This is a genomic window from Providencia sp. PROV208, assembly GCF_028479465.1.
In the GTDB taxonomy this organism is placed as follows: Bacteria; Pseudomonadota; Gammaproteobacteria; order Enterobacterales; family Enterobacteriaceae; genus Providencia; species Providencia alcalifaciens.
Genome location: NZ_JAMPNS010000032.1, coordinates 1 through 24806 on the forward strand (window position 1 = coordinate 1; position 24806 = coordinate 24806).

General features: G+C 43.3%; 44 protein-coding genes. 7 read left to right on the forward strand and 37 right to left on the reverse strand.

The annotated features are described in order from the left end of the window. The first annotated feature begins 210 nt into the window (after positions 1 to 210). Positions 211 to 756, forward strand: coding sequence for a gamma carbonic anhydrase family protein (locus PR766_RS17895; RefSeq protein WP_006663533.1), 546 nt, complete (start codon positions 211 to 213; stop codon positions 754 to 756). Here PR766_RS17895 and PR766_RS17900 read toward each other — a convergent pair. The 5 genes from PR766_RS17900 to dprA are packed head-to-tail and all read right to left on the reverse strand — an operon-like array spanning position 732 to position 4048. After that, the gene (locus tag PR766_RS17900; protein WP_006657039.1) at positions 732 to 992 is read right to left on the reverse strand and encodes a DUF1488 domain-containing protein; all 261 of its coding nucleotides are present in this window, start codon (positions 990 to 992) and stop codon (positions 732 to 734) included. The genes PR766_RS17895 and PR766_RS17900 overlap by 25 nt on opposite strands. Beyond that, the gene (aroE, locus tag PR766_RS17905; protein ID WP_036963161.1) at positions 989 to 1807 is read right to left on the reverse strand and encodes a shikimate dehydrogenase; all 819 of its coding nucleotides are present in this window, start codon (positions 1805 to 1807) and stop codon (positions 989 to 991) included. Before aroE ends, PR766_RS17900 begins: the two co-directional genes overlap by 4 nt. Before the next feature lie 6 nt (positions 1808 to 1813). Next, positions 1814 to 2383: an L-threonylcarbamoyladenylate synthase type 1 TsaC gene (gene tsaC, locus PR766_RS17910; protein WP_036974519.1), complete on the reverse strand. Its 570-nt coding sequence runs from the start codon at positions 2381 to 2383 to the stop codon at positions 1814 to 1816. Between the two features lie 12 nt (positions 2384 to 2395). After that, a complete protein-coding gene (locus tag PR766_RS17915; RefSeq protein ID WP_154636052.1) occupies positions 2396 to 2935 on the reverse strand; it encodes a DNA topoisomerase family protein in 540 nt (179 codons plus the stop codon). A 33-nt stretch (positions 2936 to 2968) separates the two neighbouring features. Further along, a complete protein-coding gene (gene dprA, locus PR766_RS17920; RefSeq protein ID WP_154636053.1) occupies positions 2969 to 4048 on the reverse strand; it encodes a DNA-processing protein DprA in 1080 nt (359 codons plus the stop codon). 132 nt (positions 4049 to 4180) lie between these two features. Between dprA and def the strand changes: the two genes are divergently transcribed. The 5 genes from def (at position 4181) to mscL (ending at position 8981) form a co-directional block, all read left to right on the forward strand. After that, complete coding sequence (gene def / locus PR766_RS17925) at positions 4181 to 4702, forward strand: peptide deformylase (protein WP_006657034.1); 522 nt, start codon at positions 4181 to 4183, stop codon at positions 4700 to 4702. A 32-nt stretch (positions 4703 to 4734) separates the two neighbouring features. After that, on the forward strand, positions 4735 to 5682 hold the full coding sequence (gene fmt, locus PR766_RS17930; RefSeq protein ID WP_036979594.1) for a methionyl-tRNA formyltransferase: 948 nt from the start codon (positions 4735 to 4737) through the stop codon (positions 5680 to 5682). 73 nt (positions 5683 to 5755) lie between these two features. Further along, positions 5756 to 7042 (forward strand): 16S rRNA (cytosine(967)-C(5))-methyltransferase RsmB, encoded by a 1287-nt coding sequence (gene rsmB, locus PR766_RS17935; RefSeq protein ID WP_154636054.1) that lies wholly within the window; start codon positions 5756 to 5758, stop codon positions 7040 to 7042. Between the two features lie 33 nt (positions 7043 to 7075). After that, a complete protein-coding gene (gene trkA, locus PR766_RS17940) occupies positions 7076 to 8452 on the forward strand; it encodes a Trk system potassium transporter TrkA (protein WP_006657031.1) in 1377 nt (458 codons plus the stop codon). 115 nt (positions 8453 to 8567) lie between these two features. Next, entirely contained in the window at positions 8568 to 8981 is a 414-nt protein-coding gene (gene mscL / locus PR766_RS17945; protein ID WP_006657030.1) for a large-conductance mechanosensitive channel protein MscL, read from the forward strand. Here mscL and PR766_RS17950 read toward each other — a convergent pair whose 3' ends face one another. From PR766_RS17950 to bfd, 32 genes are all read right to left on the reverse strand, one after another. Beyond that, positions 8982 to 9182 carry an alternative ribosome-rescue factor A gene (locus PR766_RS17950; RefSeq protein ID WP_036963168.1) on the reverse strand — a complete coding sequence of 67 codons (201 nt, stop codon included), beginning with the start codon at positions 9180 to 9182 and terminating at the stop codon, positions 8982 to 8984. Positions 9183 to 9208: 26 nt separating this feature from the next. After that, entirely contained in the window at positions 9209 to 9625 is a 417-nt protein-coding gene (zntR, locus tag PR766_RS17955; protein WP_006663526.1) for a Zn(2+)-responsive transcriptional regulator, read from the reverse strand. Between the two features lie 137 nt (positions 9626 to 9762). Then, the gene (gene rplQ / locus PR766_RS17960; RefSeq protein ID WP_006663525.1) at positions 9763 to 10149 is read right to left on the reverse strand and encodes a 50S ribosomal protein L17; all 387 of its coding nucleotides are present in this window, start codon (positions 10147 to 10149) and stop codon (positions 9763 to 9765) included. Positions 10150 to 10186: 37 nt separating this feature from the next. Further along, positions 10187 to 11176, reverse strand: coding sequence for a DNA-directed RNA polymerase subunit alpha (locus PR766_RS17965; RefSeq protein WP_004907150.1), 990 nt, complete (start codon positions 11174 to 11176; stop codon positions 10187 to 10189). 25 nt (positions 11177 to 11201) lie between these two features. Continuing rightward, on the reverse strand, positions 11202 to 11822 hold the full coding sequence (gene rpsD, locus PR766_RS17970) for a 30S ribosomal protein S4 (RefSeq protein WP_004265487.1): 621 nt from the start codon (positions 11820 to 11822) through the stop codon (positions 11202 to 11204). A 37-nt stretch (positions 11823 to 11859) separates the two neighbouring features. Next, positions 11860 to 12249 (reverse strand): 30S ribosomal protein S11, encoded by a 390-nt coding sequence (gene rpsK / locus PR766_RS17975; protein ID WP_006657026.1) that lies wholly within the window; start codon positions 12247 to 12249, stop codon positions 11860 to 11862. A gap of 16 nt (positions 12250 to 12265) precedes the next feature. Further along, positions 12266 to 12622, reverse strand: a complete 357-nt coding sequence (gene rpsM, locus PR766_RS17980; protein WP_004907144.1) for a 30S ribosomal protein S13 — start codon at positions 12620 to 12622, stop codon at positions 12266 to 12268. A gap of 144 nt (positions 12623 to 12766) precedes the next feature. Further along, positions 12767 to 12883 carry a 50S ribosomal protein L36 gene (gene rpmJ, locus PR766_RS17985; protein WP_004265484.1) on the reverse strand — a complete coding sequence of 39 codons (117 nt, stop codon included), beginning with the start codon at positions 12881 to 12883 and terminating at the stop codon, positions 12767 to 12769. A 45-nt stretch (positions 12884 to 12928) separates the two neighbouring features. Beyond that, positions 12929 to 14254, reverse strand: a complete 1326-nt coding sequence (gene secY / locus PR766_RS17990; protein WP_006657025.1) for a preprotein translocase subunit SecY — start codon at positions 14252 to 14254, stop codon at positions 12929 to 12931. A 7-nt stretch (positions 14255 to 14261) separates the two neighbouring features. Continuing rightward, positions 14262 to 14696: a 50S ribosomal protein L15 gene (rplO, locus tag PR766_RS17995; RefSeq protein ID WP_006657024.1), complete on the reverse strand. Its 435-nt coding sequence runs from the start codon at positions 14694 to 14696 to the stop codon at positions 14262 to 14264. Between the two features lie 3 nt (positions 14697 to 14699). Continuing rightward, positions 14700 to 14879: a 50S ribosomal protein L30 gene (gene rpmD, locus PR766_RS18000; RefSeq protein ID WP_006657023.1), complete on the reverse strand. Its 180-nt coding sequence runs from the start codon at positions 14877 to 14879 to the stop codon at positions 14700 to 14702. A 6-nt stretch (positions 14880 to 14885) separates the two neighbouring features. Further along, a complete protein-coding gene (rpsE, locus tag PR766_RS18005; protein WP_006657022.1) occupies positions 14886 to 15386 on the reverse strand; it encodes a 30S ribosomal protein S5 in 501 nt (166 codons plus the stop codon). A 14-nt stretch (positions 15387 to 15400) separates the two neighbouring features. Beyond that, positions 15401 to 15754, reverse strand: coding sequence for a 50S ribosomal protein L18 (gene rplR / locus PR766_RS18010; RefSeq protein ID WP_006657021.1), 354 nt, complete (start codon positions 15752 to 15754; stop codon positions 15401 to 15403). A 9-nt stretch (positions 15755 to 15763) separates the two neighbouring features. Beyond that, the gene (gene rplF / locus PR766_RS18015; RefSeq protein WP_006657020.1) at positions 15764 to 16297 is read right to left on the reverse strand and encodes a 50S ribosomal protein L6; all 534 of its coding nucleotides are present in this window, start codon (positions 16295 to 16297) and stop codon (positions 15764 to 15766) included. Positions 16298 to 16311: 14 nt separating this feature from the next. Continuing rightward, positions 16312 to 16704: a 30S ribosomal protein S8 gene (gene rpsH / locus PR766_RS18020; protein ID WP_004907134.1), complete on the reverse strand. Its 393-nt coding sequence runs from the start codon at positions 16702 to 16704 to the stop codon at positions 16312 to 16314. 34 nt (positions 16705 to 16738) lie between these two features. Continuing rightward, entirely contained in the window at positions 16739 to 17044 is a 306-nt protein-coding gene (gene rpsN, locus PR766_RS18025) for a 30S ribosomal protein S14 (protein ID WP_004265458.1), read from the reverse strand. Positions 17045 to 17056: 12 nt separating this feature from the next. After that, the gene (gene rplE / locus PR766_RS18030) at positions 17057 to 17596 is read right to left on the reverse strand and encodes a 50S ribosomal protein L5 (RefSeq protein ID WP_006657019.1); all 540 of its coding nucleotides are present in this window, start codon (positions 17594 to 17596) and stop codon (positions 17057 to 17059) included. Positions 17597 to 17611: 15 nt separating this feature from the next. Beyond that, the gene (rplX, locus tag PR766_RS18035) at positions 17612 to 17926 is read right to left on the reverse strand and encodes a 50S ribosomal protein L24 (RefSeq protein ID WP_004265452.1); all 315 of its coding nucleotides are present in this window, start codon (positions 17924 to 17926) and stop codon (positions 17612 to 17614) included. 10 nt (positions 17927 to 17936) lie between these two features. Next, positions 17937 to 18308, reverse strand: a complete 372-nt coding sequence (gene rplN, locus PR766_RS18040) for a 50S ribosomal protein L14 (protein ID WP_004265449.1) — start codon at positions 18306 to 18308, stop codon at positions 17937 to 17939. Between the two features lie 176 nt (positions 18309 to 18484). After that, positions 18485 to 18739 (reverse strand): 30S ribosomal protein S17, encoded by a 255-nt coding sequence (gene rpsQ, locus PR766_RS18045; protein ID WP_006657018.1) that lies wholly within the window; start codon positions 18737 to 18739, stop codon positions 18485 to 18487. Next, entirely contained in the window at positions 18739 to 18930 is a 192-nt protein-coding gene (gene rpmC, locus PR766_RS18050) for a 50S ribosomal protein L29 (RefSeq protein WP_006657017.1), read from the reverse strand. The genes rpsQ and rpmC overlap by 1 nt, the downstream gene beginning before the upstream one ends. Further along, entirely contained in the window at positions 18930 to 19340 is a 411-nt protein-coding gene (rplP, locus tag PR766_RS18055) for a 50S ribosomal protein L16 (protein WP_004926449.1), read from the reverse strand. Before rplP ends, rpmC begins: the two co-directional genes overlap by 1 nt. An 11-nt stretch (positions 19341 to 19351) precedes the next feature. Continuing rightward, a complete protein-coding gene (gene rpsC, locus PR766_RS18060) occupies positions 19352 to 20053 on the reverse strand; it encodes a 30S ribosomal protein S3 (RefSeq protein ID WP_004907131.1) in 702 nt (233 codons plus the stop codon). Positions 20054 to 20070: 17 nt separating this feature from the next. Next, on the reverse strand, positions 20071 to 20403 hold the full coding sequence (gene rplV, locus PR766_RS18065; protein ID WP_004265430.1) for a 50S ribosomal protein L22: 333 nt from the start codon (positions 20401 to 20403) through the stop codon (positions 20071 to 20073). 15 nt (positions 20404 to 20418) lie between these two features. Continuing rightward, positions 20419 to 20697, reverse strand: a complete 279-nt coding sequence (rpsS, locus tag PR766_RS18070; protein ID WP_004265426.1) for a 30S ribosomal protein S19 — start codon at positions 20695 to 20697, stop codon at positions 20419 to 20421. Between the two features lie 14 nt (positions 20698 to 20711). Next, positions 20712 to 21536 carry a 50S ribosomal protein L2 gene (gene rplB, locus PR766_RS18075; RefSeq protein WP_006657016.1) on the reverse strand — a complete coding sequence of 275 codons (825 nt, stop codon included), beginning with the start codon at positions 21534 to 21536 and terminating at the stop codon, positions 20712 to 20714. 19 nt (positions 21537 to 21555) lie between these two features. Continuing rightward, on the reverse strand, positions 21556 to 21858 hold the full coding sequence (gene rplW / locus PR766_RS18080) for a 50S ribosomal protein L23 (RefSeq protein WP_006657015.1): 303 nt from the start codon (positions 21856 to 21858) through the stop codon (positions 21556 to 21558). Then, positions 21855 to 22460, reverse strand: coding sequence for a 50S ribosomal protein L4 (gene rplD, locus PR766_RS18085; RefSeq protein WP_006657014.1), 606 nt, complete (start codon positions 22458 to 22460; stop codon positions 21855 to 21857). Before rplD ends, rplW begins: the two co-directional genes overlap by 4 nt. A gap of 16 nt (positions 22461 to 22476) precedes the next feature. Then, positions 22477 to 23106, reverse strand: a complete 630-nt coding sequence (gene rplC / locus PR766_RS18090) for a 50S ribosomal protein L3 (RefSeq protein WP_006657013.1) — start codon at positions 23104 to 23106, stop codon at positions 22477 to 22479. A 32-nt stretch (positions 23107 to 23138) separates the two neighbouring features. After that, a complete protein-coding gene (rpsJ, locus tag PR766_RS18095; RefSeq protein WP_001181005.1) occupies positions 23139 to 23450 on the reverse strand; it encodes a 30S ribosomal protein S10 in 312 nt (103 codons plus the stop codon). A 316-nt stretch (positions 23451 to 23766) separates the two neighbouring features. Continuing rightward, positions 23767 to 24240: a bacterioferritin gene (gene bfr / locus PR766_RS18100; protein WP_006657012.1), complete on the reverse strand. Its 474-nt coding sequence runs from the start codon at positions 24238 to 24240 to the stop codon at positions 23767 to 23769. Between the two features lie 121 nt (positions 24241 to 24361). Then, positions 24362 to 24562, reverse strand: coding sequence for a bacterioferritin-associated ferredoxin (gene bfd / locus PR766_RS18105; protein WP_006657011.1), 201 nt, complete (start codon positions 24560 to 24562; stop codon positions 24362 to 24364). 38 nt (positions 24563 to 24600) lie between these two features. On the opposite strand from bfd, the gene PR766_RS18110 reads away from it, so the two are divergent. Continuing rightward, positions 24601 to 24806: hypothetical protein (locus tag PR766_RS18110; protein ID WP_272518488.1), on the forward strand; the 206-nt coding region annotated here is incomplete at its 3' end.

Consider the following 24806-nt stretch of genomic DNA (forward strand, 5'->3'; position numbering starts at 1 on the left):
CTCGAAAAATTACACAACCTTTTTTTTTAAAAAAAATATCGTTTGCAGATAATTTCGACATTATGCTTTTTTTATTATCATTATGGTGATAAAAGCACCTATTTTTACCGTATAATCTGCTTATTATTATCTTCTCTTAATTATTTGATTTTTAATTAAGAACCTATCTATAGTTACCTTTATATCCATTTACGTTTTATGGCTACGAATATGAACTCATTCTTAAGACCTTATTTAGATACCTTTCCCTCTGTTGCTTCAAATGTTTTTATTGATCCCTCTTCTGTTGTCATTGGTGATGTTCGATTAGCAGAAGATGTAAGTATCTGGCCACTGTCGGTACTGCGAGGTGATGTGAATTATATATCTATAGGTGCACGGACAAATATTCAAGATGGATCAGTTCTGCATGTCACTCATAAATCTACCAATAACCCAGATGGTAATCCATTAATCATTGGCGAAGATGTCACTGTTGGGCATAAAGTAATGCTGCATGGATGTACCATCGGCAACCGTGTTCTTGTAGGCATGGGATCAGTTGTGATCGATGGTGCAGTTATTGAAGATGATGTTGTGGTTGGGGCTAATAGTCTTGTGACACAAGGAAAACGGTTGGAATCTGGCTATTTATACATGGGAAGCCCAGCTAAAGCGATTAGGAAACTTACTGAGGCTGAGCTGAGCCACTTACGCTACTCAGCCAATAACTATGTTGAATGGAAAAATAATTATTTATCATCCAGCAATTCATAAAAACCATTCTCATGATCGAGACCTTGCTCAATCAAGGTCTCGAACTCTTCTTCTATATCCCAACGATTATGTTGAAAAAGTGCTAAAGGCTTTTCATCTTGGCCATAACGCTGATTAAGCAAAGCTTGTGAAATAACACACTCGGCAAGCAACCCGTTAACTAAAACTGGAAAGCGTACTTTATTGATCGTTGAATCCCATTCTTCCCTGTCTGGAAATTGGATCGCCTGATTCATGATTCAAGCTCCTTCTGTAAGGCTTTTAATACTGGGTCTATATCGGGAGTGATTCCATGCCAAAGTTTAAATGCGAATGCCGCTTGCCCAACGAGCATTCCTAGTCCATCAGCTAATTTAGTCACTTGATTTTGCTTAGCAAATAAAAGAAATGGTGTTAAGCCTCTCTGATAAAACATGTCATAACATGCTACCTGAGCAGAAAATAGATTATGGCTAATTTTAGGGATATCTCCAGTCACACCAGAAGAAGTACCATTAATGATTAGATCAAACTCTGCTGAAATGACCTGCTCCATAGGCTTACTTTGAATCTTTCCAAGTGAAGAAAACTGATGCGCTAAAGATTCTGCTTTCTCAAACGTTCGGTTAGTCAGTGTAATATCACAGCCATATTCAAGTAGAGGCAATAAAGCCCCTCGGGTTGCTCCACCAGCACCAATGATCAAAATTTTGCATGAAGGCGATACGAACCCAAGGCGCTGTAAATCCAGTAATAACCCTACACCATCAGTATTGTCACCCAGTAAGCGATGATTATCGAGTTTTCTGATCGTATTCACCGCACCACAGATTTGTGCTCTATCAGTTAACTCTGAAACGAATTTAAAAGCTCTTTCTTTAAAGGGTAATGTAATGTTTGCTCCCTCCCCTCCCTTTTCAAAGAAGTCGGTCAAGTGCATTTCGAAATCCTCGACAGGAGCAAGTATTTTCTGGTATTCAAGTTCAATCCCCGTCTGCTTCGCAAACATCTGATGTATTAACGGTGATTTACTGTGTTGAATTGGATTACCAAAAACCGCAAACATTCCCATTAATCATTATCCTTTACGATAGAGTTGCCCTGTCATGGCATCTCGAATTTCTGATGGATTTAATCTTCCACCGACATTACCATCAAGAACAGGGACAGTATCTTTAAACTGCGCAATCACTTCTTCCGTTGTTCTGCAAGGCTCTAAGCCGCTCAAATTTGCACTTGTTGACACAATAGGTTTGCCGTATTGACTACAAAGCGCTTTGACTAGCTCGTGATTTGTGACTCGAACAGCTAAAGTATCAAATTGACCTGTTAACCATTTTGGTGTCGTTTTCTTTGCGGGGATAACCCAAGTGACGGGACCAGGCCAAGTGGCAAACATCGCTTGACGTTGCTGTTCATTCAGCTGGCTATCATCAACGTAATTTTTGAGTTGTTCATAATTATCGGCAATCAAAATTAACCCTTTTTCCCAAGGGCGCTGTTTCAAGGCGAGTAATTGATTTACCGCGATTTCACTATCCGGATCACAACCTAAACCAAAAACAGCCTCTGTTGGATATGCGATAACATGTTGTTGTTTCAATGCTTTAATAATATTTTTAATTGCAGGTGTAGATTGATTTTGCATAGTTTTAACTCATTATTCTTCTTGTAACTTACCGCAGCGTTTGCTGGCACAAAACAATCTTACTCCCTGTGAGACCCTTTTTTCCATAAGTAATGGATAATCACAAGATAGGCATCTCCCTATGACAGGCTTATTATTGAGAATAAACTGACAGTTAGGATAGTTATCACATGCATAGAAAGTTTTACCGAAGCGGGATTTTCTTTGCAACAGATTTCCTGTTTGACATTGTGGACAAGGGATCTTCGTTTCATCTGGCTTATCGATAAGCTCTGTATGTTCGCATTCAGGATAATAAGTACATCCGATAAACATTCCAAAGCGCCCTTGCTTTAATACCAAGTCATGCCCACATTTAGGACAACTTTGACCTTCTAATATTTTAACAATATAAGTCTCAGCTGTTGGTCGCAATGGCTTAATATAATGACATTGCGGATATCCAGAGCAAGCAAGGAAAGGTCCATGAACTCCGTTACGAATAACAAGTAACGAGTTACATTCAGGACAATACTCGTTTTTATCTGTATCAAAAGGCAATTGCTTCGACATGTTTTTGTTTAATCCACTCTATATATTCAACAACTAGCTTACTTTTATATATCCACCAGCAGCTGATGAGATTACCCCGTTAATTTCCAATTCAGTTAACACCGAAATGATTTGCGTAATAGGTAACTGTAATTGAGCTGCAATAATATCCACAGGGGTTGATTGATATCCCACCATACCTAAAATTCGACTTTCTGTCAGGTTTAACTCTGTTGCCGTAGACGCATCTACCTCAAACTCTGGCTGTATCCAATTCAACGAGCATTCCAAATGCATTAATATGTCATCCGGTTCTGTGAGTAGACATGCACCTTGCTGTATTAACCAATGATTTCCGCTGAATGCCGGGTTACCTAACGGAGCTGGTAGCGTAAATACCTCTCTATTTTGCTCAATTGCATATCGCGCTGTAATCAGCGAACCACTTTTCATTCCAGCTTCTATCACTACAACAGCTTTACTTAGCCCGCTAATAATGCGATTTCGCCTAGGAAACTGCTTTGGTAATGGTGGTGTATCAGGAAAATATTCCGAAACCAATACACCTTCATGCCTAATTCGCTCAGCTAAATCCGCGTGTTGCTTCGGATAAATATGTGCTAACCCACTCCCTAGTACCGCGACTGTTTTCCCTTGATTTTCTAGTGCGACTCGGTGACCAATACCATCAATTCCTAATGCTAAACCACTGGTAATCGTCAAGCCATGGTCGATAAATTTTCTAACAAATAATTCTGCCCATTTCTTACCATATTCAGTTACTTGGCGGCTTCCTATAACGGCTAGCTGCCGTTCCGATAATAACTCACTGTTTCCTGAGATAAAAAGTGCCAAGGGTGGATTATAAATCTGCTTTAATAAAAAAGGGTATTGCTCATCTAAAAATGTAATTATTTGATTTTCTTTGCTTTCAAGCCATCTAAACGTACGTTCAATTCGCGTTAAAGAGACATTTAAGAATTGCAGTCGTTGAATTTCATTCAGCCCACACGCTTTTAAAACCGTATGATTTATTTTATTCGATTGTTTTAAAAGGGATATTGTCGTTTGTATTGTTTTTATACTGATTCGATTTACTTGTAAAAGCCTTAACCATATTTCCAGCTCATTCATATTGTCTTCCTGACTGATAAGTTGACACATTCGGAAATGAACAAATCATAACCAATACTGTCAATATGACCGATAAATGTCTAGAATAGGCAGTAATAACCTTTCAAATTTTGGAAACTACTCGAAAAATTTATGTCAGTCTTAAACGTGTTACATTATCCAGACGAGCGCCTTCGCACCGTTGCAAAACCAGTTGAAAAAGTTGATGCATCTATACAACGTATTATTGATGATATGTTCGATACGATGTATGACGAGGAAGGCATTGGTCTCGCTGCAACGCAAGTGGATATCCACCAGCGCATCATTGTTATTGACGTTTCTGAGTCACGTAATGAACGACTTGTACTCATCAATCCAGAGCTTCTTAATAAAGAAGGTGAAACAGGTATAGAAGAAGGTTGTCTTTCTGTCCCTGAGCAGCATGGATTTGTGCCAAGAGCAGAAAAAGTGAAAGTTCGCGCTCTTAACTACAATGGCGACGCATTTGAGCTTGAAGCTGATGGTCTACTCGCTATTTGTATTCAACATGAAATGGATCACTTAGTTGGAAAACTGTTTGTTGACTATTTATCTCCTTTAAAGCGCCAACGTATTCGTCAGAAAGTAGAAAAATTAGATCGACTCAGAGCTAAAGAAGCTAAAAATCATTAATTTGATTTTATAAATATACTTGGGAATAGATCGTGTCAGAACCATTAAGAATTATTTTTGCAGGTACGCCTGATTTCGCAGCTAAACATTTAGCTGCATTATTAGAAACCAAACATCAAGTTGTTGGCGTATTAACTCGTCACGATAAACCCGCAGGAAGAGGCAAAAAGCTAACGCCTAGCCCTGTGAAAATTCTTGCCGAAGAACATGGAATACCGGTTTTTCAGCCTACGACCTTACGTGAACCAGACAATCAGCAATGGATCAAAAACCAAAATGCAGATCTGATGATTGTTGTAGCTTACGGGTTAATCCTGCCGCAAGCTGTCCTAGATATCCCCCGATTGGGTTGCTTAAATGTCCATGGCTCATTACTACCTCGTTGGCGAGGAGCTGCACCAATTCAGAGATCAATTTGGGCCGGTGACCAAGAAACGGGTGTCACCATAATGCAGATGGATGCAGGTCTTGATACTGGGGACATGCTGTATAAAGCGACTTGCCCAATTACGAGTGAAGATACTAGCGCCACCTTGTATGATAAATTGGCAATTACTGGTCCCAAGGCACTTATTCACACGGTTGATTTACTTTCTTCTGGTCAATGCTCACCAGAAAAACAAGATGATTCACTCGCTAATTACGCTGAAAAACTATCCAAAGATGAAGCGCGAATTGATTGGCAGCAATCAGCAGTGCAGATTGAACGTTGCATTCGTGCTTTTAACCCTTGGCCAATGAGTTATTTTATCGTTCAAGAGCAGCTAATTAAAGTATGGCAGGCGGAAGTTATTGCCCAAGGACATAATCAACGCCCTGGCATGATCATCAGTGCCGACAAAAAAGGTATCAGCGTTGCAACTGGAAATGGGATATTAAATATTACCCAGCTACAGCCCCCAGGTAAAAAAGCGATGAGTGCGCAAGATATCCTTAACTCCCGCCGAGAATGGTTCACTCCACAACAATTACTAGACTAATATATTAGTAGCATTATTTGTAAATGATAAAGCAGGTAATGCTATTTAAGTAACTAATAGACTCATTTTCATTATGAAAAACAAATATAATTTGCGTAGTATCGCAGCGACCGCCATTAGTCAGGTTTTAGATAACGGACAATCATTAAGTACCGTTTTACCTGACTTACAACGTAATATTAATGATAAAGATAAAGCACTACTTCAAGAGATTTGCTTCGGTGTTTTACGTTATTTACCAAAGCTAGAATGGTTTATCAGCCAGCTTATGGAAAAACCTTTAACCGGTAAGCAAAGAACATTGCATTACCTCATCATGGTCGGGATCTATCAATTACTCTATACACGTATCCCTGCACATGCGGCTTTAGCAGAAACCGTTGATGGTGCAGTTGCATTAAAGCGCCCTCAATTAAAAGGCCTCATTAATGGAGTATTGCGATCCTTTTTACGTCAACAAGTCCAGCTAGAAGAGCGAAATACAAATAATAATAGCCAATATTTACATCCAAGCTGGCTATTAAAGCGAATTCAAACCGCCTACCCTGAGACATGGCAAAATATTGTTGATGCTAATAATCAACGTCCACCAATGTGGTTAAGAATCAATTCTCAACACCACACCGCTGAGCAATACTTAGCATTACTCGAACAAGCAGACATTACTGCATATTTACACCCGTCGCATCCAAGTGCAATTCGCTTAGAAGAAGCCACATCAGTGACACGTCTACCCGGTTTTGAGGATGGTTGGTCAACGGTTCAAGATGTTTCGGCACAAGGCTGCGCTGAGCTTTTATCACCTATCAATGGCGAAAATATTCTTGATTTATGTGCAGCTCCAGGCGGAAAAACAACGCATATCTTAGAACTTGCACCAAAAGCCCATGTACTTGCTGTAGATATTGATGATGCACGACTCAAGCGAGTGAAAGAAAATCTGCAAAGATTGAAACAACACGCTACTGTTATTCAAGGGGATGGCACGAAGCCTGAAGAATGGGCGAAAGATCAGCTATTTGATCGTATCTTGCTTGATGCGCCTTGTTCAGCAACGGGAGTTATTAGACGTCATCCCGATATTAAATGGCTAAGACGCGATTCAGATATTCAGGAGCTATCTCAATTACAGGCTCAAATATTAGAAGCTGTGTGGTCTTATTTAAAACCTGGCGGTACGCTCGTTTATGCCACGTGCTCCATCATGCCTGAAGAAAATAGCCAGCAGATTAAACATTTTCTTTCCAAACATGTAGATGCTCGCATAAATGATGGCACTGAATTAGGATTGCAAATATTACCAAGCGCCACTGGAGGCGATGGTTTCTTTTATGCCCGCTTACTCAAACAAGCACAATAGTATTCAATAGAGACTCTGAAATAGGAAGATGCTATGAAGATCATTATTCTAGGTGCAGGGCAAGTAGGCGGTACTCTCGCTGAAAATTTAGTAGATGAAAATAACGATATTACCGTTGTTGATACCAATGCCGATCGCTTGCGTCAGCTGCAAGATCAATTCGATCTTCGTGTAGTGAATGGTCATGGCTCTCACCCACGAGTTCTGCGAGATGCAGGTGCAGAAGATGCTGATATGTTAGTTGCTGTGACTAACTCAGATGAAACCAACATGGTTGCCTGCCAAATTGCCTATAGCCTCTTTAATACGCCAAATAAAATTGCACGTATTCGCGCAACTGAGTATATCCGAGAGGCTGACAAGCTTTTTTTAGCCGAACAAATTCCCATTGATTACCTCATTTCGCCAGAACAGCTAGTTATTGAATATATCTACAAGCTCATACAGTATCCAGGAGCTCTACAAGTCGTCAATTTTGCTGAAGGCAAAGTCAGCATCGTTGCCGTAAAAGCCTATTATGGCGGTTCACTAGTAGGTAATGCTTTATCTAGCTTACGTGAGCATATGCCACACATTGATACCCGTGTTGTCGCTATATTTCGTCAAGACAGACCGATTCGCCCTCAAGGTTCCACAATTATTGAAGCTGGCGATGAAGTCTTTTTCGTTGCCTCAACCCAACATATTCGAGCTGTGATGAGTGAGCTCCAACGATTAGAAAAACCATACAAACGTTTAATGATCGTTGGTGGTGGTAATGTAGGCGCCGGCTTGGCCAAACGCCTTGAAAAAGACTATAGCGTTAAACTCATTGAACGCAATCAAGAGAGAGCAACTGAGTTAGCAGAGTTACTCCATGACACGATTGTTTTTTATGGTGATGCCTCTGACCAAGAGCTATTGACTGAAGAGCATATCGAACAAATGGATGTATTCATTGCTCTCACTAATGATGACGAAGCAAACATAATGTCGGCGATGCTGGCAAAAAAAATGGGTGCCAAAAAAGCCATGGTATTAATTCAGCGATCCGCTTATGTTGAATTAGTTCAAGGTGGTGTCATCGATATTGCAGTCTCTCCACAACAAGCAACAATCTCAGCATTACTTGGACATGTAAGAAAAGCAGATATTGTCAGTGTTTCATCATTACGCCGAGGTGTTGCTGAAGCTATTGAGGCGATCGCTCATGGAGATGAAAATACTTCAAAAGTTGTTGGTAAAAAAATCTCAGAAATTAAACTTCCGCCAGGAACAATCATTGGTGCGATAGTCAGAGAGGAAGAGGTCATTATTGCTAGCGATTACAATATTATCGAGCAAGGTGACCATGTCATTATGTTTATTACAGATAAAAAATATGTTCCGGATGTGGAAAAATTATTCCAACCTAGTCCGTTCTTTTTATAATTATCTAAAATAAATAGTAAAAATTTGCAGGTTAATAATTCTAGATACTATAATTTTGATATGTGCATATACATGTTTAGTTATCTAGTTAATAAATTAAGGGAAGGGGTCATCCATGAGTTTTTTAAAAGAGTTCCGCGAATTCGCCATGAAAGGCAACGTGGTAGATATGGCAGTCGGTATTATTATTGGTGCCGCATTTGGTAAGATTGTTTCTTCATTAGTTGCCGATGTGATCATGCCCCCACTCGGTCTAATTATTGGTGGTGTAGATTTCAAGCAATTTAGTCTTGTACTTCGGGAAGCCCAGGGAGACATTCCTGCGGTTGTCATGAATTATGGGATGTTTATACAAACTATTTTTGATTTTGTTATTGTTGCATTTGCTATTTTTATGGCAATAAAAGTAATGAATAAAGTACGCCGTGAAAAAGAAGAAGCAGCACCAGCAGAACCTGCAGCGCCATCAACAGAAGAAGTTTTACTATCAGAGATCCGTGATTTACTAAAAGAACAAAATAAGAAATAACTAAAAGGCCAGTGGTAATAAGTTAATTAACCAATTACCACTGGCCTCCCAGTTACCCGCCTTACTATTTTTACCCTTCCTTGTATAACTTCCTTTCCCTTTTTTATTCTTTTCAACTCGCTGACGAAATAGTGGATCATGTAATAGTGCCTCAATGGCATTATCTTTAATTTCACCGCGCTTATGCTGATATTTATTCATAATTTACCTTCATAGTTGATTTTTAATTAATAAATCTTTGATGCACCTTTCTCCAAGATTTCCATAATAGAGCAGTATGTCGATGCATGCTCATCACCACAACACGCTGAACTCAATGTTTTTAAAGAATCTCGCATAATGATTAGCTCTTGGATCTTCTTTTCTACTTCAATAAGTCTGATATCGACAATATTCTTAGATTCTTGGCAGGTGTGATGTTCAGGATCAACACGGATCGATAATAACTCCGTAATTGCTTCAAGAGTAAATCCTAACTTCTTCGCGTAACGAATAAACCGTAAGCGCTGTAGATCTTGCTCCGTGAACAACCGATAGCCGCCCTCCGTTCTCGTTTTGTGTCCCATCAGCCCCTGCTTTTCATAAAAACGGATTGTATCGGGAGTCACATCTGCAAGTTTAGCTATTTGACCAATCTTATACATGCTCATTCATCTGTACCTATAAGTTTGGATAGAAAACAAAAAATTCAAGAATAGAAAAGAATTAATTTGGAGGGGGTAGAATAGCAGGTACAAAAAAACCGGGCAATACACCCGGTTTTCTTGAAAGCAATTACAGATTACTCTGCAGCTGCTTCTTGAGACTCAGCAGCACGGTCAACAAGCTCGATGTAAGCCATCGGAGCGTTGTCACCTGCGCGGAAGCCACACTTAAGAATACGAGTGTAACCACCTGCGCGAGCTGCGAAACGAGGTCCCAGTTCATTAAACAGTTTTGCAACGATCTCGTTATCACGAGTACGTGCGAATGCCAGACGACGATTAGCTACGCTGTCGGTCTTGGCAAGAGTAATCAGCGGCTCAACGACGCGACGCAGTTCTTTCGCTTTAGGCAGAGTCGTCTTGATGATTTCATGACGAACTAAAGAACCTGCCATGTTACGGAACATAGCTTGGCGGTGGCTGCTGTTGCGGTTCAATTGACGACCACTCTTACGATGGCGCATGACCTTATCCTTCTCAGTAAAACCTTAACCTGTGATCCTAATCATCAGCAATACTTGCTGGTGGCCAATTTTCTAAGCGCATGCCCAGAGAAAGACCACGAGATGCCAATACGTCCTTAATTTCAGTAAGAGATTTCTTACCAAGGTTAGGCGTTTTGAGCAACTCAACTTCTGTACGCTGTACCAGGTCACCGATGTAGTGGATAGCTTCTGCTTTGAGGCAGTTAGCAGAGCGGACAGTCAATTCCAGATCGTCAACTGGGCGCAGTAAGATAGGATCGAATTCTGGTTTCTCTTCTTTAACTTCTGGTTGACGTACATCACGTAAATCAACAAAAGCTTCAAGCTGTTCAGCCAGAATGGTAGCTGCACGGCGAATCGCCTCTTCAGGATCGATTGTACCGTTAGTTTCCATTTCAATTACTAACTTATCCAAGTCAGTACGCTGCTCAACACGAGCTGCTTCAACATTGTAGGCAATACGCTCTACAGGGCTATAGCAAGCATCGACTAACAGACGACCGATTGGGCGCTCATCTTCTTCCGAATGAACTCGGGCAGAAGCCGGCACATAACCACGACCACGCTGGACTTTAATACGCATATTTATAGACGCGCTTTCGTCAGTGAGGTGGCAGATAACATGCTGTGGCTTGACGATTTCGACATCACCATCATGGATGATGTCGGCTGCAGTCACAGGGCCAATGCCAGATTTATTCAAGGTTAAAATAACTTCATCTTTCCCCTGAACTTTTACCGCCAGCCCTTTCAGGTTGAGGAGAATCTCCAGGATATCTTCCTGTACACCTTCTTTGGTGCTGTACTCATGCAGTACACCATCAATCTCAACCTCTGTCACCGCACAACCCGGCATAGACGAAAGCAGAATACGGCGCAGTGCGTTACCTAGAGTGTGGCCAAAGCCGCGCTCTAAAGGCTCAAGGGTCACCTTAGCGTGCGTCGAACTCACTTGCTCGATATCTACCAGGCGCGGTTTTAGAAACTCTGTCACAGAACCCTGCATTGTGTCCTCTCTTTGGTGCTAAGCTTTACTTAGAGTAAAGCTCGACGATCAGGTGTTCGTTAATGTCCGCAGACAAGTCAGTACGTTCAGGAATACGTTTGAACACACCTTCCATTTTAGCAGCATCAACTTCCAGCCAAGTTGGCTTCTCACGCTGTTCAGCCAGCTCTAAAGCAGCCTTGATACGAGACTGTTTTTTAGCTTTCTCACGAACGCTGATAACGTCATTCGGGGAAACCTGATAAGAAGCGATATTAACTACACGACCATTTACCATGATAGCTTTGTGGCTAACCATTTGACGTGCTTCTGCGCGAGTTGCGCCAAAGCCCATACGGTAAACGACGTTATCTAAACGACCTTCTAGCAGGGTCAGCAGGTTTTCACCTGTGTTGCCTTTCAGGCGAGTTGCTTCTTTGTAATAGTTACGGAATTGACGTTCCAGAACACCGTAAATACGACGAACTTTTTGTTTTTCACGTAACTGAACACCGTAGTCAGACAGACGCGGTTTACGCGCACCGTGCTGGCCAGGTGCCTGTTCTAATTTACACTTGGTGTCAATCGCGCGAACACCAGACTTCAGGAAGAGGTCTGTTCCTTCGCGACGGCTCAGCTTGAGCTTAGGACCCAAATATCTAGCCATTTTCTTTCTCCAACAGTCCTAAAAAAAACGAAACGTATTAAACGCGACGTTTTTTCGGTGGGCGACAACCGTTATGAGGGATAGGAGTCACATCAGTAATATTAGTGATGCGGAAACCAGCGGCGTTCAGAGCACGAATTGTTGATTCGCGACCCGGACCCGGTCCCTTAACCATAACTTCCAGGTTTTTGATTCCGTATTCTTTCACAGATTCTGCGCAACGCTCTGCTGCAACCTGAGCTGCGAACGGAGTAGATTTACGAGAACCACGGAAACCGGAACCACCGGCAGTTGCCCAACCTAATGCGTTACCCTGACGGTCAGTAATTGTAACGATTGTGTTGTTGAAAGAAGCATGGATATGAGCCACACCGTCTGAGACTTGTTTTCTTACACGCTTACGTGCACGAATTGGTGCTTTTGCCATTATTCAATACCCCGACTTATTTCTTGATCGGCTTACGCGGACCCTTACGGGTACGAGCGTTAGTCTTAGTACGCTGTCCGCGCACAGGAAGACCACGACGATGACGTAAACCACGGTAACATCCAAGGTCCATCAGACGCTTGATGCTCAGGGTAATTTCACGACGTAAGTCACCTTCTACAACGTATTTAGCAACTTCGTCACGCAGCTTGTCGATTTGTTCTTCAGACAGCTCACTGATCTTAACATTTTCAGCAATACCAGTTGCTTCACAGATAGCCTGTGAACGAGTTTTGCCGATGCCGAAAATCGATGTTAAAGCGATTACGGTATGTTTATGATCAGGAATGTTAATGCCTGCTATACGGGCCACTATGCACTCCTAAGTTAAAATATACATTACTGTGCTGAAAAGCCCGTTTTCAGGATACTCAAACAATAATGTATCTTAGATAAAAAGATTGGCTGGCTAATTTAGCCAGCTCAACCCAACTTTGCAAGAAAAAAATGCTTTTTCTTAGCCTTGACGTTGTTTATGTCTTGGCTCAACACTGCAAATCACACGAACGCTACCATTGCGACGGATAATTTTGCAGTTACGGCATAATTTCTTGACGGAAGCACGAACTTTCATTTTTACTCTCCGTAACTTCTAAGCAAACCATAACCACTCGCGTGATTATTTACCTTTTAGATTTGCTTTCTTCAATGCAGACTCATACTGACTTGACATCATCAGAGTTTGCACTTGAGCCATAAAGTCCATGATAACGACAACCACGATTAAGAGGGAAGTACCACCAAAGTAAAAAGGTACTTTCATTGCGTCACGCATGAACTCCGGGATTAGGCAGATAAAGGTAATATAAAGAGCACCGACTAATGTTAATCGTGTCATTACCTTATCGATGTACTTGGCCGTTTGCTCTCCCGGACGAATTCCTGGTACAAATGCACCGGACTTCTTCAGGTTATCTGCTGTTTCTCTTGGGTTGAAAACCAACGCAGTATAAAAGAAACAGAAGAAGATGATCGCAGAGGCATAAAGCAACACATATAACGGTTGTCCCGGCTGTAAGTACATAGATACTGTAGTCAACCAGTCCCAACCAGTTCCATCACCAAACCAAGACGCTATTGTACCCGGGAATAGTATGATACTGGAAGCAAAAATTGCAGGAATTACACCCGCCATATTCACTTTTAACGGTAAATGTGTACTTTGTGCAGCGTAGACACGGCGTCCTTGTTGACGTTTAGCGTAGTTTACGACGATACGACGTTGACCACGTTCCATAAATACAACAAAGAAAGTTACCGCGAATACTAATACCGCAACCAACAGCAACAGGAGGAAGTGCAGATCGCCTTGCCGAGCTTGCTCGATGGTATGGCCAATAGCCGGCGGTAGACCCGCAACAATACCAGCGAAGATAATGATAGAAATACCGTTACCGATACCTCTTTCAGTTATCTGCTCACCTAACCACATAAGGAACATAGTCCCTGTGACTAAGCTAACAACTGCCGTGAAGTAGAATGGGAGACCCGGATCAAGAACTAATCCTTGCATCCCTGGCATATTCGGTAGACCCATTGCAATACCAATAGATTGGAATATTGCTAATACCAGAGTACCCCAGCGAGTATATTGGCTTATCTTCCGACGACCTGCTTCTCCTTCCTTCTTAATCTCTGCTAATCGTGGATTAACCACTGATAATAACTGGACAATGATCGATGCCGAAATATACGGCATGATACCCAGAGCAAAGATAGAAGCACGGCTAAGAGCACCACCAGAGAACATGTTAAACATTTCAATGATGGTGCCTTGTTGCTGCTCGAGCAATTTGGCAAGCACAGTGGCATCAATACCAGGGATTGGAATAAAAGAACCAATTCGGAAAACAATTAGCGCCCCAATTACAAACAACAGTCTGCGTTTTAGTTCGCCAGCTCCACCTTTGGCACTTTGGAAATCTAATCCTGGTTGTTTAGCCATCTGTCACTTATTCCTCAATTTTACCGCCGGCAGCTTCGATTGCAGCGCGAGCACCTTTAGTAACACGAAGGCCACGTACAGTAACTGCACGATTCACTTCGCCAGATAAAATAACTTTTGCGTATTCAATCTGGATGTCAATAACGTTCGCGGCTTTCAGTGCGTTCAGATCAATAACATCGCCTTCAACAGAAGCAAAATCAGACAGACGGATTTCCGCAGTAATCATTGCTTTACGTGAAGTGAAACCGAATTTCGGTAAACGACGGTATAAAGGCATCTGGCCACCTTCGAAACCACGACGTACGCCACCGCCAGAACGAGACTTCTGACCTTTGTGACCACGGCCGCCGGTTTTACCCAGACCAGAACCGATACCACGACCTACGCGTTTAGGCGCGTGCTTGGCACCTTCAGCCGGAGACAGAGTATTTAAACGCATCTCTTACTCCTCAACTTTAACCATGTAGGAAACCAAGTTGATCATACCACGAACAGCAGGAGTATCCTCGCGCTCTACTGTATGACCAATGCGACGCAGACCTAAACCGACCAGTGTTGCCTTATGTTTCGGCAGACGACCGATTGAACTGCGAACTTGTGTAATTTTAATAGTCTTAGCCATGGCTGATTACCCCAGAATTTCTTCGACGGATTTTCCACGCTTAGCTGCGACCATTTCTGGAGACTTCATGCTGTCTAAAGCATCCAGTGTTGCACGAACCACGTTGATTGGGTTTGTGGAACCATAGGTTTTAGCCAGTACGTTGCGAACTCCAGCTACCTCTAAAACAGCACGCATTGCACCACCGGCAATAATACCGGTACCTTCGTGAGCAGGTTGCATAAACACGCGAGAACCGGTGTGTGTACCTTTCACTGGGTGGAATAATGTGCCGTTGTTTAGAGCAACGGTTTTCATACTGCGACGGGCTTTTTCCATCGCTTTCTGGATTGCTGCCGGAACTTCGCGCGCTTTGCCGTAACCAAAACCAACGCGACCGTTACCATCACCAACTACAGTCAGTGCGGTAAAGCTGAAAATACGGCCACCTTTAACGGTTTTAGCTACGCGGTTTACCGCGATCAGCTTTTCCTGCAGTTCGCCAGCTTGTTTTTCGATGTGAGACATCTTACACCTCTACCTTAGAACTGAAGGCCAGCTTCACGGGCAGCATCTGCCAGTGCCTGGACTCTACCATGATATTGGAAACCAGAACGGTCAAAAGCAACAACAGTGATGCCTTTTTCCAGTGCGCGTTCAGCAACTAATTTACCAACTGCTGCTGCTGCGTCTTTGTTTCCAGTAAACTTAACTTGTTCATTGATAGCTTTTTCTGTAGTAGAAGCGGCAACCAATGTTTCAGAACCGTTTGGTGCGATAACCTGCGCATAAATATGGCGTGGAGTACGATGTACCACCAGGCGAGTCGCACCCAATTCTTGGATCTTACGGCGTGCGCGGGTCGCACGACGGATACGAGCTGCTTTCTTATCCATAGTGTTACCTTACTTCTTCTTAGCCTCTTTGGTACGCACGATTTCATCGGCGTAACGAACACCTTTACCTTTATAAGGCTCAGGACGACGGTAAGCACGCAGTTCTGCTGCAACTTGACCAATCACTTGCTTATCCGCACCTTTCAGTACGATTTCAGTTTGTGTTGGGCATTCAGCAGTAATGCCTGCTGGCAGTGCGTGTTCAACCGGATGCGAGAAACCTAAAGACAAGCTTACTGCATTGCCTTTGATTGCTGCACGGTAACCAACACCGACCAGTTGAAGTTTTTTAGTGAAGCCTTCGGTAACACCGATAACCATAGCATTCAGCAGAGAGCGAGAAGTACCCGCTTGTGCCCATGCATCTGCAAAACCTTCGCGTGGAGCGAAAGTTAAGTGGCCATCTTCATGTTTAACTTCAACTGCATTATGGATAGTACGAGTAAGCTCGCCGTTTTTACCCTTGATCGAAATAACCTGACCGTTGAGTTTTACCTCTACGCCGGCAGGAATGACGACGGGTGCTTTTGCCACACGAGACATTCTTTCCTCCCGAATTAAGCTACGTAGCAGAGAATCTCGCCACCAAGACCAGCTTGGCGAGCTGCACGATCAGTCATGACACCTTTAGAGGTAGAAACAACAGCGATACCTAAGCCAGCCATAACTTGTGGCAGCTCATCTTTTTTCTTATAGATGCGCAGACTTGGGCGGCTTACACGCTGGATACTTTCTACGACAGCCTTACCTTGGAAATAACGTAAAGTCAGTTCCAATTCTGGCTTGATGTCGCCTTCAATTTTAAAATCTTCAATATAACCTTCTTCCTTCAGCACTTTGGCAATCGCCACTTTCAGCTTGGAGGAAGGCATGGTGACCGCAACTTTATTCGCGGCCTGACCGTTACGGATACGGGTCAGCATATCCGCGATGGGATCTTGCATGCTCATCTGTCTTTACTCCCGTGATTCAATATGGTGACAATTACCAACTAGCCTTTTTAAGACCCGGGATTTCACCGCGCATAGCGGCTTCACGGACTTTAATACGGCTCAGACCAAATTTCCGCAGGAAACCATGCGGACGCCCAGTTTGACGGCAGCGGTTACGCTGACGAGAAGGACTTGAATCACGTGGCAGTGTTTGCAGCTTGAGAACAGCGTCCCAGCGATCTTCATCAGATGCTTTAACATCAGAGATGATAGCTTTCAGTTCTACGCGTTTTGCGAAGAATTTCTCAGCTAATTTAGCACGCTTAACATCACGCGCTTTCATAGATTTCTTAGCCATGAGTAACCTGCCTTACTTGCGGAACGGGAAGTTGAACGCTGCTAACAGTGCGCGACCTTCATCATCAGATTTCGCAGTAGTGGTGATAGTAATATCTAAACCACGTACACGATCCACTTTATCGTAATCGATTTCAGGGAAGATGATTTGTTCACGTACACCCATGCTGTAGTTACCGCGACCATCGAAAGACTTAGCGGACAAGCCACGGAAGTCACGAATACGTGGTACAGCAATAGAAATCAGACGCTCAAGGAACTCCCACATGCGTTCGCCACGCAGAGTTACTTTACAGCCGATTGGATAGCCCTGACGGATTTTGAAGCCTGCAACAGATTTGCGTGCTTTGGTGATCAATGGTTTTTGACCAGAGATTGCTGTTAAGTCAGCTGCTGCATTATCCAGCAGTTTTTTATCAGCGATCGCTTCACCAACACCCATATTCAGGGTGATCTTCTCGACCCGAGGGACTTGCATGACAGAAGTGTAGTTAAACTCAGTCATGAGTTTATTAACTACTTCGTCTTTATAGTAATCATGCAGTTTCGCCATCGTATACTCCAAAAATTACTTGATAGTTTCACTGTTAGATTTGAAGAAACGGACTTTTTTGCCGTCTTCGAATCTAAAGCCTACACGGTCAGCCTTGCCAGTTGCCGCGTTAAAGATTGCAACGTTAGAAACTTGAATAGCCGCTTCTTTTTCAACGATGCCACCTGGTTGGTTCAGAGCCGGAACTGGCTTCTGATGTTTTTTAACCAGATTGATACCTTCAACGATAACTTTACTAGAAGAAATAACCTGCTTTACTTTACCGCGCTTACCTTTGTCTTTCCCAGTTAGCACGATAACTTCGTCATCACGACGGATTTTCGCTGCCATAGTTCGCTCCTTAGAGTACTTCAGGTGCCAGAGAGATAATTTTCATAAACTTCTCATTACGAAGTTCACGAGTTACCGGCCCAAAAATACGCGTACCGATTACTTGCTCGCTATTATTGTTTAATAACACACAAGCATTACCATCGAAGCGAATGACAGAACCGTCAGGGCGACGTACACCCTTCTTGGTGCGCACCACTACCGCTTTCAGGACATCACCCTTTTTAACTTTACCGCGTGGAATTGCTTCTTTAACGGTAATTTTAATGATGTCGCCTACATGTGCATAGCGACGGTGCGAGCCACCTAGAACCTTGATACACATTACGCGACGTGCACCGGAGTTGTCGGCCACGTTCAGCATAGTCTGTTCTTGGATCATTTTAGTGCTCCGCTAAATGTCAACTACTACTGAGCCACCTCATTATGAAGAGGCCGTTCAAATATACCCATACTACGAGGGCGCGGCATTATAACACCACATCTTCGTGTTGGACAGGAAAAAATAAACGGCTCGATCAAAAAGAGCCGTTTATTCATCACGAAAAATCTATTCTATTACAGAACAGCTTTTTCTACAACGCGAACTAAGGCCCAAGACTTAGTCTTAGACAGTGGACGAGTTTCGCGGATTTCTACCACGTCACCAATTCCACATTCATTGTTCTCGTCATGTACGTGCAATTTAGTCGTACGACGGATGAATTTACCATACAGAGGGTGTTTCACCATACGCTCGATAGCAACAACAATAGATTTCTCCATTTTGTCACTAACTACACGACCTTGCAGAGTACGGATTTTATCGTTCATTACGCACCTGCCTTCTCAGTCAGTAAAGTCTTCACGCGTGCGATATCACGACGCACTTGTTTCATTAGATGAGACTGTTGCAGCTGACCACTCGCAGCCTGCATACGTAAGTTAAATTGCTCACGTAACAGGTTTAAAAGTTCAGCGTTCAGCTCTTCTACGCTTTTTTCGCGCAGCTCTTGTGCTTTCATTACATCACCGTCTTAGTTACAAAGGTGGTTTTGATAGGCAGTTTCGCTGCTGCCAGAGAGAATGCTTCACGAGCCAGCTCTTCAGGCACACCGTCCATTTCATACAGGACTTTACCAGGCTGAATTAAGGCAACCCAATATTCTACGTTACCTTTACCTTTACCCATACGAACTTCGAGTGGCTTTTCAGTGATTGGCTTGTCTGGGAATACACGAATCCAGATTTTACCTTGACGCTTAACAGCACGGGTCATAGCACGACGTGCCGCTTCGATCTGACGTGCAGTCAGACGACCACGGCCAACAGCTTTAAGACCGAAAGTGCCGAAGCTAACATCCGTACCTTGCGCCAGACCACGGTTGCGGCCTTTGTGCACCTTACGGAATTTTGTACGCTTTGGTTGTAACATAGCGACGCTCCTTACTTGCGGCCTTTACGCTGCTGCTTTTTAGGTTGAGCAGCTGGTTTCTCAGCTTGTTCAACTGCAGCCATACCACCCAGAATCTCACCTTTGAAGATCCATACCTTAACGCCGAGAACACCATAAGTGGTGTGCGCTTCTGAAGTGTTGTAATCGATATCAGCACGTAATGTGTGCAGTGGCACACGGCCTTCACGATACCACTCGGTACGAGCGATTTCAGCACCGCCTAAACGGCCACTGACTTCAACTTTGATACCTTTAGCGCCCAGACGCATTGCGTTCTGTACTGCACGCTTCATAGCACGACGGAACATAACACGACGTTCCAGCTGTGAAGAGATGCTGTCAGCAACTAATTTAGCGTCCAGTTCTGGTTTACGAACTTCGGCGATATTGATTTGCGCAGGAACACCAGCGATATCCGCTACTGTTTTACGCAGTTTTTCAACGTCTTCACCTTTCTTACCGATAACGATACCTGGGCGAGCAGTGTGAATTGTCACACGGATGCTTTTAGCAGGACGCTCGATTACGATGCGTGAAATTGACGCTTTTGCCAATTCTTTATTCAAGTACTGGCGTACTTTAAAGTCGCTGTCTAGGTTGTCAGCGAATTCATTAGTATTCGCATACCAAGTAGAGTTCCAAGGTTTGACAATACCCAGGCGAATACCATTAGGATGTACTTTCTGACCCATTGCTAGTCTCCAGAGTCTCAGCGATCGGACACAACCACAGTAATGTGGCTGGTGCGCTTAAGAATACGATCTGCACGGCCTTTCGCACGCGGCATGATGCGTTTCATAGTTGGACCTTCGTCTACGAAAATTTTCGCAACTTTCAGGTCATCAATGTCAGCGCCATCGTTTTGCTCTGCGTTAGCAATAGCAGATTCCAGTACTTTCTTCACTAAACCAGCAGCTTTCTTGTTGGTGTAGGTCAGAATTTCCAGAGCTTGCGACACTTTCTTACCGCGAATCAGGTCGGCTACTAAGCGAACCTTCTGGGCAGAAGAACGAGCGTGGCGATGCATAGCTAAAGTTTCCATCTCTTCCTCCTATCCTTAACGTTTCTTAGCTTTCTTATCTGCCGCGTGGCCGCGATAAGTGCGAGTCGGTGCGAATTCACCCAGTTTGTGACCAACCATTTCGTCGGTTACAAATACTGGAACATGCTGACGACCATTATGGACAGCGATGGTCAATCCGATCATATTAGGAAAGATCGTTGAACGACGGGACCAAGTCTTGAGAGGCTTCTTGTCTCCGCTTTCCACCGCTTTCTCTACCTTCTTCAGCAAGTGCAGGTCAATAAAAGGACCTTTCTTGAGAGAACGTGGCATGGCTTATCCTCTAATTATTTTTTAGAACGATGACGTACGATGAATTGATCAGTACGCTTGTTACTACGAGTTTTCTTACCTTTGGTCTGAACGCCCCATGGTGTTACTGGGTGTTTACCAAAGTTACGGCCTTCACCACCACCATGTGGATGGTCAACTGGGTTCATCGCAGTACCGCGAACGGTAGGGCGAATACCACGCCAGCGACTAGCACCAGCTTTACCGAGAACACGTAACATATGCTCAGCGTTACCAACTTCACCTAAGGTTGCACGGCAATCAGCTAAAACTTTACGCATTTCACCAGAACGCAGACGCAGGGTGACATAAGCACCATCACGAGCAACGATTTGAGCGTAAGTACCTGCTGAACGCGCTAACTGACCACCTTTACCTGGTTTCAGTTCAATGTTATGAACTGTAGAACCAACAGGGATGTTGCGCATTGGCAGTGCGTTACCAGCTTTGATAGCTGAATCAACGCCAGATTGAATCTGGTCACCAGCTTTCAGGCCTTTTGGCGCAAGAATATAACGACGTTCACCGTCTTTATATAGTACCAGTGCAATGTTCGCAGAACGGTTTGGATCATATTCCAAACGTTCAACAACTGCAGGGATACCGTCTTTGTTGCGTTTAAAGTCAACTAAACGATAATGCTGCTTATGGCCACCACCGATATGACGGGTAGTGATACGACCATTGTTGTTACGACCACCGGATTTGCTGTTTTTTTCTAACAGCGGAGCATAAGGTTTACCCTTATGCAGCTCAGGGTTAACCACTTTAACTACGTGGCGACGGCCCGGAGACGTAGGTTTACATTTAACAACTGCCATTGTTCTTTACTCCTCCGACTTACTCTGCGCCGCTAACGAAGTCCAGATTCTGGCCTTCCTTCAGCGTAACGTAAGCTTTTTTCCAGTCACTACGACGACCAGAACGCTGACCGTGGCGTTTAGTTTTGCCTTTAACCAGCAAAGTGTTAACACCTTCAACTTCAACTTCAAACAGTTTCTGTACAGCAGCTTTGATTTCTGCTTTAGTTGCGTCTTTTGCAACTTTGAGAACGATGGTGTTGCTTTTTTCCATCGCTGTAGAAGCTTTTTCAGATACATGCGGCGCGCGCAGTACTTGTAGCAGACGTTCTTCACGGATCATGCCAGCATCTCCTCAACTTGCTTCACAGCATCAGCAGTCATAACCACTTTGTCGAAAGCAATCAGGCTAACTGGATCGATACCTGCTGCATCACGAACGTCAACCTTGTACAGGTTACGTGCTGCTAAGAACAGATTTTCATCTAATTCAGCAGTGATGATCAGAACATCTTGCAGAGCCATATCTTTCAGTTTCTGTGCCAGCAGCTTAGTTTTAGGCGCTTCTACAGAGAACTTTTCGACAACGATCAGACGATCTTGACGTACCAATTCTGACAGGATGCTTTTTAGAGCACCGCGGTACATCTTCTTATTAACTTTTTGACTGTGGTCCTGTGGTTTAGCTGCGAAGCTAACACCACCAGAGCGCCAGATTGGGCTCTTGATTGAACCAGAACGTGCACGGCCTGTGCCTTTTTGACGCCATGGTTTTTTACCAGAACCAGAAACTTCAGCACGAGTTTTCTGAGCACGAGTACCTTGACGAGCACCAGCTGCATACGCAACAACTACTTGGTGAACAAGCGCTTCATTGAAATCACGCCCGAAGGTAGTTTCGGAAACAGTCAGCGCGCTTTGCGCGTCTTTCATTACCAATTCCATTCCTATCTCCTCGACGTTAAGCCTTGACAGCCGGTTTTACGATCAGGTTGCTACCAGTTGCTCCTGGAACAGCACCTTTGACCAGCAGCAGGTTGCGCTCAGCGTCAACACGTACTACATCTAAGCTTTGAACAGTTACACGTTCATTACCCAGTTGGCCTGCCATTTTCTTGCCTTTGAACACTTTGCCCGGAGTCTGGTTCTGACCGATAGAACCCGGAACACGGTGAGACAAGGAGTTACCGTGAGTAGCATCTTGAGTACGGAAATTCCAGCGCTTAACTGTGCCGGCAAAACCTTTACCTTTAGATGTACCAGTAACGTCGACTTTTTTAACGTCAGCGAAAATTTCAACGCTAATGCTTTGACCTACGTTAAACTCAGCACCTTCTTCAGTACGGAATTCACGTAGAATGCGGCCAGCTTCAACGCCAGCTTTAGCGAAATGACCTGCTTCAGGCTTAGTTACACGGTTAGCTTTTTTGCTACCAGTAGTAACCTGAATTGCATTGTAACCGTCAGTTTCTGCAGTTTTAACCTGAGTAACGCGGTTATTTTCAATTTCGATAACAGTTACAGGGATAGAAACGCCATCTTCAGTGAAGATACGAGTCATACCTACTTTCTTACCGACTAAACCAATCATTGTTTCAACCTCTCAATCGTTCGACGACCTGATTAACCCAGGCTGATCTGCACGTCAACGCCGGCAGCCAGATCCAGACGCATCAGAGCATCAACGGTCTTCTCGGTTGGCTCAACGATGTCAACCAGACGTTTGTGAGTGCGAATTTCGTACTGATCACGCGCATCTTTGTTAACGTGCGGAGAAATCAGAACGGTAAAACGCTCTTTACGTGTCGGCAGCGGGATAGGACCACGTACTTGCGCACCAGTGCGCTTAGCAGTCTCTACGATTTCCGCAGTTGATTGATCGATTAAACGATGATCAAAAGCTTTCAGGCGGATACGGATTCTTTGGTTCTGCATGAGACCAGAGCTCCAACTATTTTATAAACGTAAATGATTACTCCTCGCACCCATTTCGATTGATAGGGGAGTGTAATCGTTCTTGATGTAACCCCCATATCGGGAGTATTGTCTAAATGAGCAACAAATCGTTGACTCAATACTGAGATTTCAGTCCTAAAATTTAGGGCTTACTCATCAGTAAGCCCGCGCATTATACGTAATTTATTGTGAAACGCAAGCAATCGGGGAAAATATGTGCGAATTTTCTGATGTGCAAATTTAGTCGATATAAAAAAGGCCCATGATTGGGCCTAATAAATTTTTGTCAAAAAAACTACTCTTCGATAACTTGGGCTTGAAGATAATTTTGGATGCCTAAACGCTTAATCAATTCAAGTTGGGTTTCAATCCAGTCTATGTGATTTTCTTCATCTGCAAGAATCTCTATCATTAGATCTCGACTAACATAGTCATGAATTGAATCCGCATAGCTAATTGCATCTTTTAAATTCTTTGCGCCATCCAGTTCTAATTTCAAATCTGATACCAACATTTCTTCAACATCTTCTCCGATGTTGAGCTTGCCTAAATCTTGTAGGTTAGGGAGCCCTTCGAGAAATAGAATACGCTCAATATATTTATCAGCGTGTTTCATTTCATCAATCGATTCGTGGTATTCCATCTCATTGAGCTTAGTTAGTCCCCAATTTTTAAACATTCTGGCATGTAAAAAATATTGGTTGATCGCAACAAGCTCATTGCCCAGCAATTTATTCAAGTGGGCTATCATTTTTTTATCGCCTTTCATTTTTACCCTCCATCGCTTCCAGTCCTATAAGTGTAGTACTGAAATTGATGATATGAATAATATTTACACAGTAATCTGTGCAATGAAATTTGATCCTATGATGGAAGATGATTTGAAAGGGTTACGCGACGTGTTCTATACACTGCTCTTCTAGATGTAAAAGCTCTTCTTGTAAAATTTCTCGCGTTTGTCGGATACATTTTCCGCACTCACGCCCTACTGGCAAAATTTGACGTAGCCCTTTCAATGACGTGACTTGATATTTACGCACCACGTTTCTGATTTGCTTATCCGTGACCGCTTCACAAAGGCATACATACATGATCATTTACCTGCACAAATTACATACAGTAAGTTTAAATGAAAACGATTAGCATTTCAATTATCATTGATGGCAACATTCAAATAAACAATAAGAAATATGAATGGAAGTTAGGAATATATAAAAACAAAAAGGACGCCCTAAGGCGCCCTTTTTTTGTGGTTCTATCTTATTCAGAAAGAGCGGTATTATGCAATGATTCTTGCAACAACACCCGCACCTACAGTACGACCACCTTCACGAA

What these genes read in the sequence shown, in the direction of transcription:
- PR766_RS17895 (WP_006663533.1), top strand. Translation starts at nt 211, where the DNA reads ATGAACTCATTCTTAAGACCTTATTTAGATACCTTTCCCTCTGTTGCT.
- PR766_RS17900 (WP_006657039.1), bottom strand. Translation starts at nt 992, where the DNA reads ATGAATCAGGCGATCCAATTTCCAGACAGGGAAGAATGGGATTCAACG.
- aroE (WP_036963161.1), bottom strand. Translation starts at nt 1,807, where the DNA reads ATGGGAATGTTTGCGGTTTTTGGTAATCCAATTCAACACAGTAAATCA.
- tsaC (WP_036974519.1), bottom strand. Translation starts at nt 2,383, where the DNA reads ATGCAAAATCAATCTACACCTGCAATTAAAAATATTATTAAAGCATTG.
- PR766_RS17915 (WP_154636052.1), bottom strand. Translation starts at nt 2,935, where the DNA reads ATGTCGAAGCAATTGCCTTTTGATACAGATAAAAACGAGTATTGTCCT.
- dprA (WP_154636053.1), bottom strand. Translation starts at nt 4,048, where the DNA reads ATGAATGAGCTGGAAATATGGTTAAGGCTTTTACAAGTAAATCGAATC.
- def (WP_006657034.1), top strand. Translation starts at nt 4,181, where the DNA reads ATGTCAGTCTTAAACGTGTTACATTATCCAGACGAGCGCCTTCGCACC.
- rsmB (WP_154636054.1), top strand. Translation starts at nt 5,756, where the DNA reads ATGAAAAACAAATATAATTTGCGTAGTATCGCAGCGACCGCCATTAGT.
- trkA (WP_006657031.1), top strand. Translation starts at nt 7,076, where the DNA reads ATGAAGATCATTATTCTAGGTGCAGGGCAAGTAGGCGGTACTCTCGCT.
- mscL (WP_006657030.1), top strand. Translation starts at nt 8,568, where the DNA reads ATGAGTTTTTTAAAAGAGTTCCGCGAATTCGCCATGAAAGGCAACGTG.
- PR766_RS17950 (WP_036963168.1), bottom strand. Translation starts at nt 9,182, where the DNA reads ATGAATAAATATCAGCATAAGCGCGGTGAAATTAAAGATAATGCCATT.
- zntR (WP_006663526.1), bottom strand. Translation starts at nt 9,625, where the DNA reads ATGTATAAGATTGGTCAAATAGCTAAACTTGCAGATGTGACTCCCGAT.
- rplQ (WP_006663525.1), bottom strand. Translation starts at nt 10,149, where the DNA reads ATGCGCCATCGTAAGAGTGGTCGTCAATTGAACCGCAACAGCAGCCAC.
- PR766_RS17965 (WP_004907150.1), bottom strand. Translation starts at nt 11,176, where the DNA reads ATGCAGGGTTCTGTGACAGAGTTTCTAAAACCGCGCCTGGTAGATATC.
- rpsD (WP_004265487.1), bottom strand. Translation starts at nt 11,822, where the DNA reads ATGGCTAGATATTTGGGTCCTAAGCTCAAGCTGAGCCGTCGCGAAGGA.
- rpsK (WP_006657026.1), bottom strand. Translation starts at nt 12,249, where the DNA reads ATGGCAAAAGCACCAATTCGTGCACGTAAGCGTGTAAGAAAACAAGTC.
- rpmJ (WP_004265484.1), bottom strand. Translation starts at nt 12,883, where the DNA reads ATGAAAGTTCGTGCTTCCGTCAAGAAATTATGCCGTAACTGCAAAATT.
- secY (WP_006657025.1), bottom strand. Translation starts at nt 14,254, where the DNA reads ATGGCTAAACAACCAGGATTAGATTTCCAAAGTGCCAAAGGTGGAGCT.
- rplO (WP_006657024.1), bottom strand. Translation starts at nt 14,696, where the DNA reads ATGCGTTTAAATACTCTGTCTCCGGCTGAAGGTGCCAAGCACGCGCCT.
- rpmD (WP_006657023.1), bottom strand. Translation starts at nt 14,879, where the DNA reads ATGGCTAAGACTATTAAAATTACACAAGTTCGCAGTTCAATCGGTCGT.
- rpsE (WP_006657022.1), bottom strand. Translation starts at nt 15,386, where the DNA reads ATGTCTCACATCGAAAAACAAGCTGGCGAACTGCAGGAAAAGCTGATC.
- rplR (WP_006657021.1), bottom strand. Translation starts at nt 15,754, where the DNA reads ATGGATAAGAAAGCAGCTCGTATCCGTCGTGCGACCCGCGCACGCCGT.
- rplF (WP_006657020.1), bottom strand. Translation starts at nt 16,297, where the DNA reads ATGTCTCGTGTGGCAAAAGCACCCGTCGTCATTCCTGCCGGCGTAGAG.
- rpsH (WP_004907134.1), bottom strand. Translation starts at nt 16,704, where the DNA reads ATGAGCATGCAAGATCCCATCGCGGATATGCTGACCCGTATCCGTAAC.
- rpsN (WP_004265458.1), bottom strand. Translation starts at nt 17,044, where the DNA reads ATGGCTAAGAAATCTATGAAAGCGCGTGATGTTAAGCGTGCTAAATTA.
- rplE (WP_006657019.1), bottom strand. Translation starts at nt 17,596, where the DNA reads ATGGCGAAACTGCATGATTACTATAAAGACGAAGTAGTTAATAAACTC.
- rplX (WP_004265452.1), bottom strand. Translation starts at nt 17,926, where the DNA reads ATGGCAGCGAAAATCCGTCGTGATGACGAAGTTATCGTGCTAACTGGG.
- rplN (WP_004265449.1), bottom strand. Translation starts at nt 18,308, where the DNA reads ATGATCCAAGAACAGACTATGCTGAACGTGGCCGACAACTCCGGTGCA.
- rpsQ (WP_006657018.1), bottom strand. Translation starts at nt 18,739, where the DNA reads ATGAACGATAAAATCCGTACTCTGCAAGGTCGTGTAGTTAGTGACAAA.
- rpmC (WP_006657017.1), bottom strand. Translation starts at nt 18,930, where the DNA reads ATGAAAGCACAAGAGCTGCGCGAAAAAAGCGTAGAAGAGCTGAACGCT.
- rplP (WP_004926449.1), bottom strand. Translation starts at nt 19,340, where the DNA reads ATGTTACAACCAAAGCGTACAAAATTCCGTAAGGTGCACAAAGGCCGC.
- rpsC (WP_004907131.1), bottom strand. Translation starts at nt 20,053, where the DNA reads ATGGGTCAGAAAGTACATCCTAATGGTATTCGCCTGGGTATTGTCAAA.
- rplV (WP_004265430.1), bottom strand. Translation starts at nt 20,403, where the DNA reads ATGGAAACTTTAGCTATGCATCGCCACGCTCGTTCTTCTGCCCAGAAG.
- rpsS (WP_004265426.1), bottom strand. Translation starts at nt 20,697, where the DNA reads ATGCCACGTTCTCTCAAGAAAGGTCCTTTTATTGACCTGCACTTGCTG.
- rplB (WP_006657016.1), bottom strand. Translation starts at nt 21,536, where the DNA reads ATGGCAGTTGTTAAATGTAAACCTACGTCTCCGGGCCGTCGCCACGTA.
- rplW (WP_006657015.1), bottom strand. Translation starts at nt 21,858, where the DNA reads ATGATCCGTGAAGAACGTCTGCTACAAGTACTGCGCGCGCCGCATGTA.
- rplD (WP_006657014.1), bottom strand. Translation starts at nt 22,460, where the DNA reads ATGGAATTGGTAATGAAAGACGCGCAAAGCGCGCTGACTGTTTCCGAA.
- rplC (WP_006657013.1), bottom strand. Translation starts at nt 23,106, where the DNA reads ATGATTGGTTTAGTCGGTAAGAAAGTAGGTATGACTCGTATCTTCACT.
- rpsJ (WP_001181005.1), bottom strand. Translation starts at nt 23,450, where the DNA reads ATGCAGAACCAAAGAATCCGTATCCGCCTGAAAGCTTTTGATCATCGT.
- bfr (WP_006657012.1), bottom strand. Translation starts at nt 24,240, where the DNA reads ATGAAAGGCGATAAAAAAATGATAGCCCACTTGAATAAATTGCTGGGC.
- bfd (WP_006657011.1), bottom strand. Translation starts at nt 24,562, where the DNA reads ATGTATGTATGCCTTTGTGAAGCGGTCACGGATAAGCAAATCAGAAAC.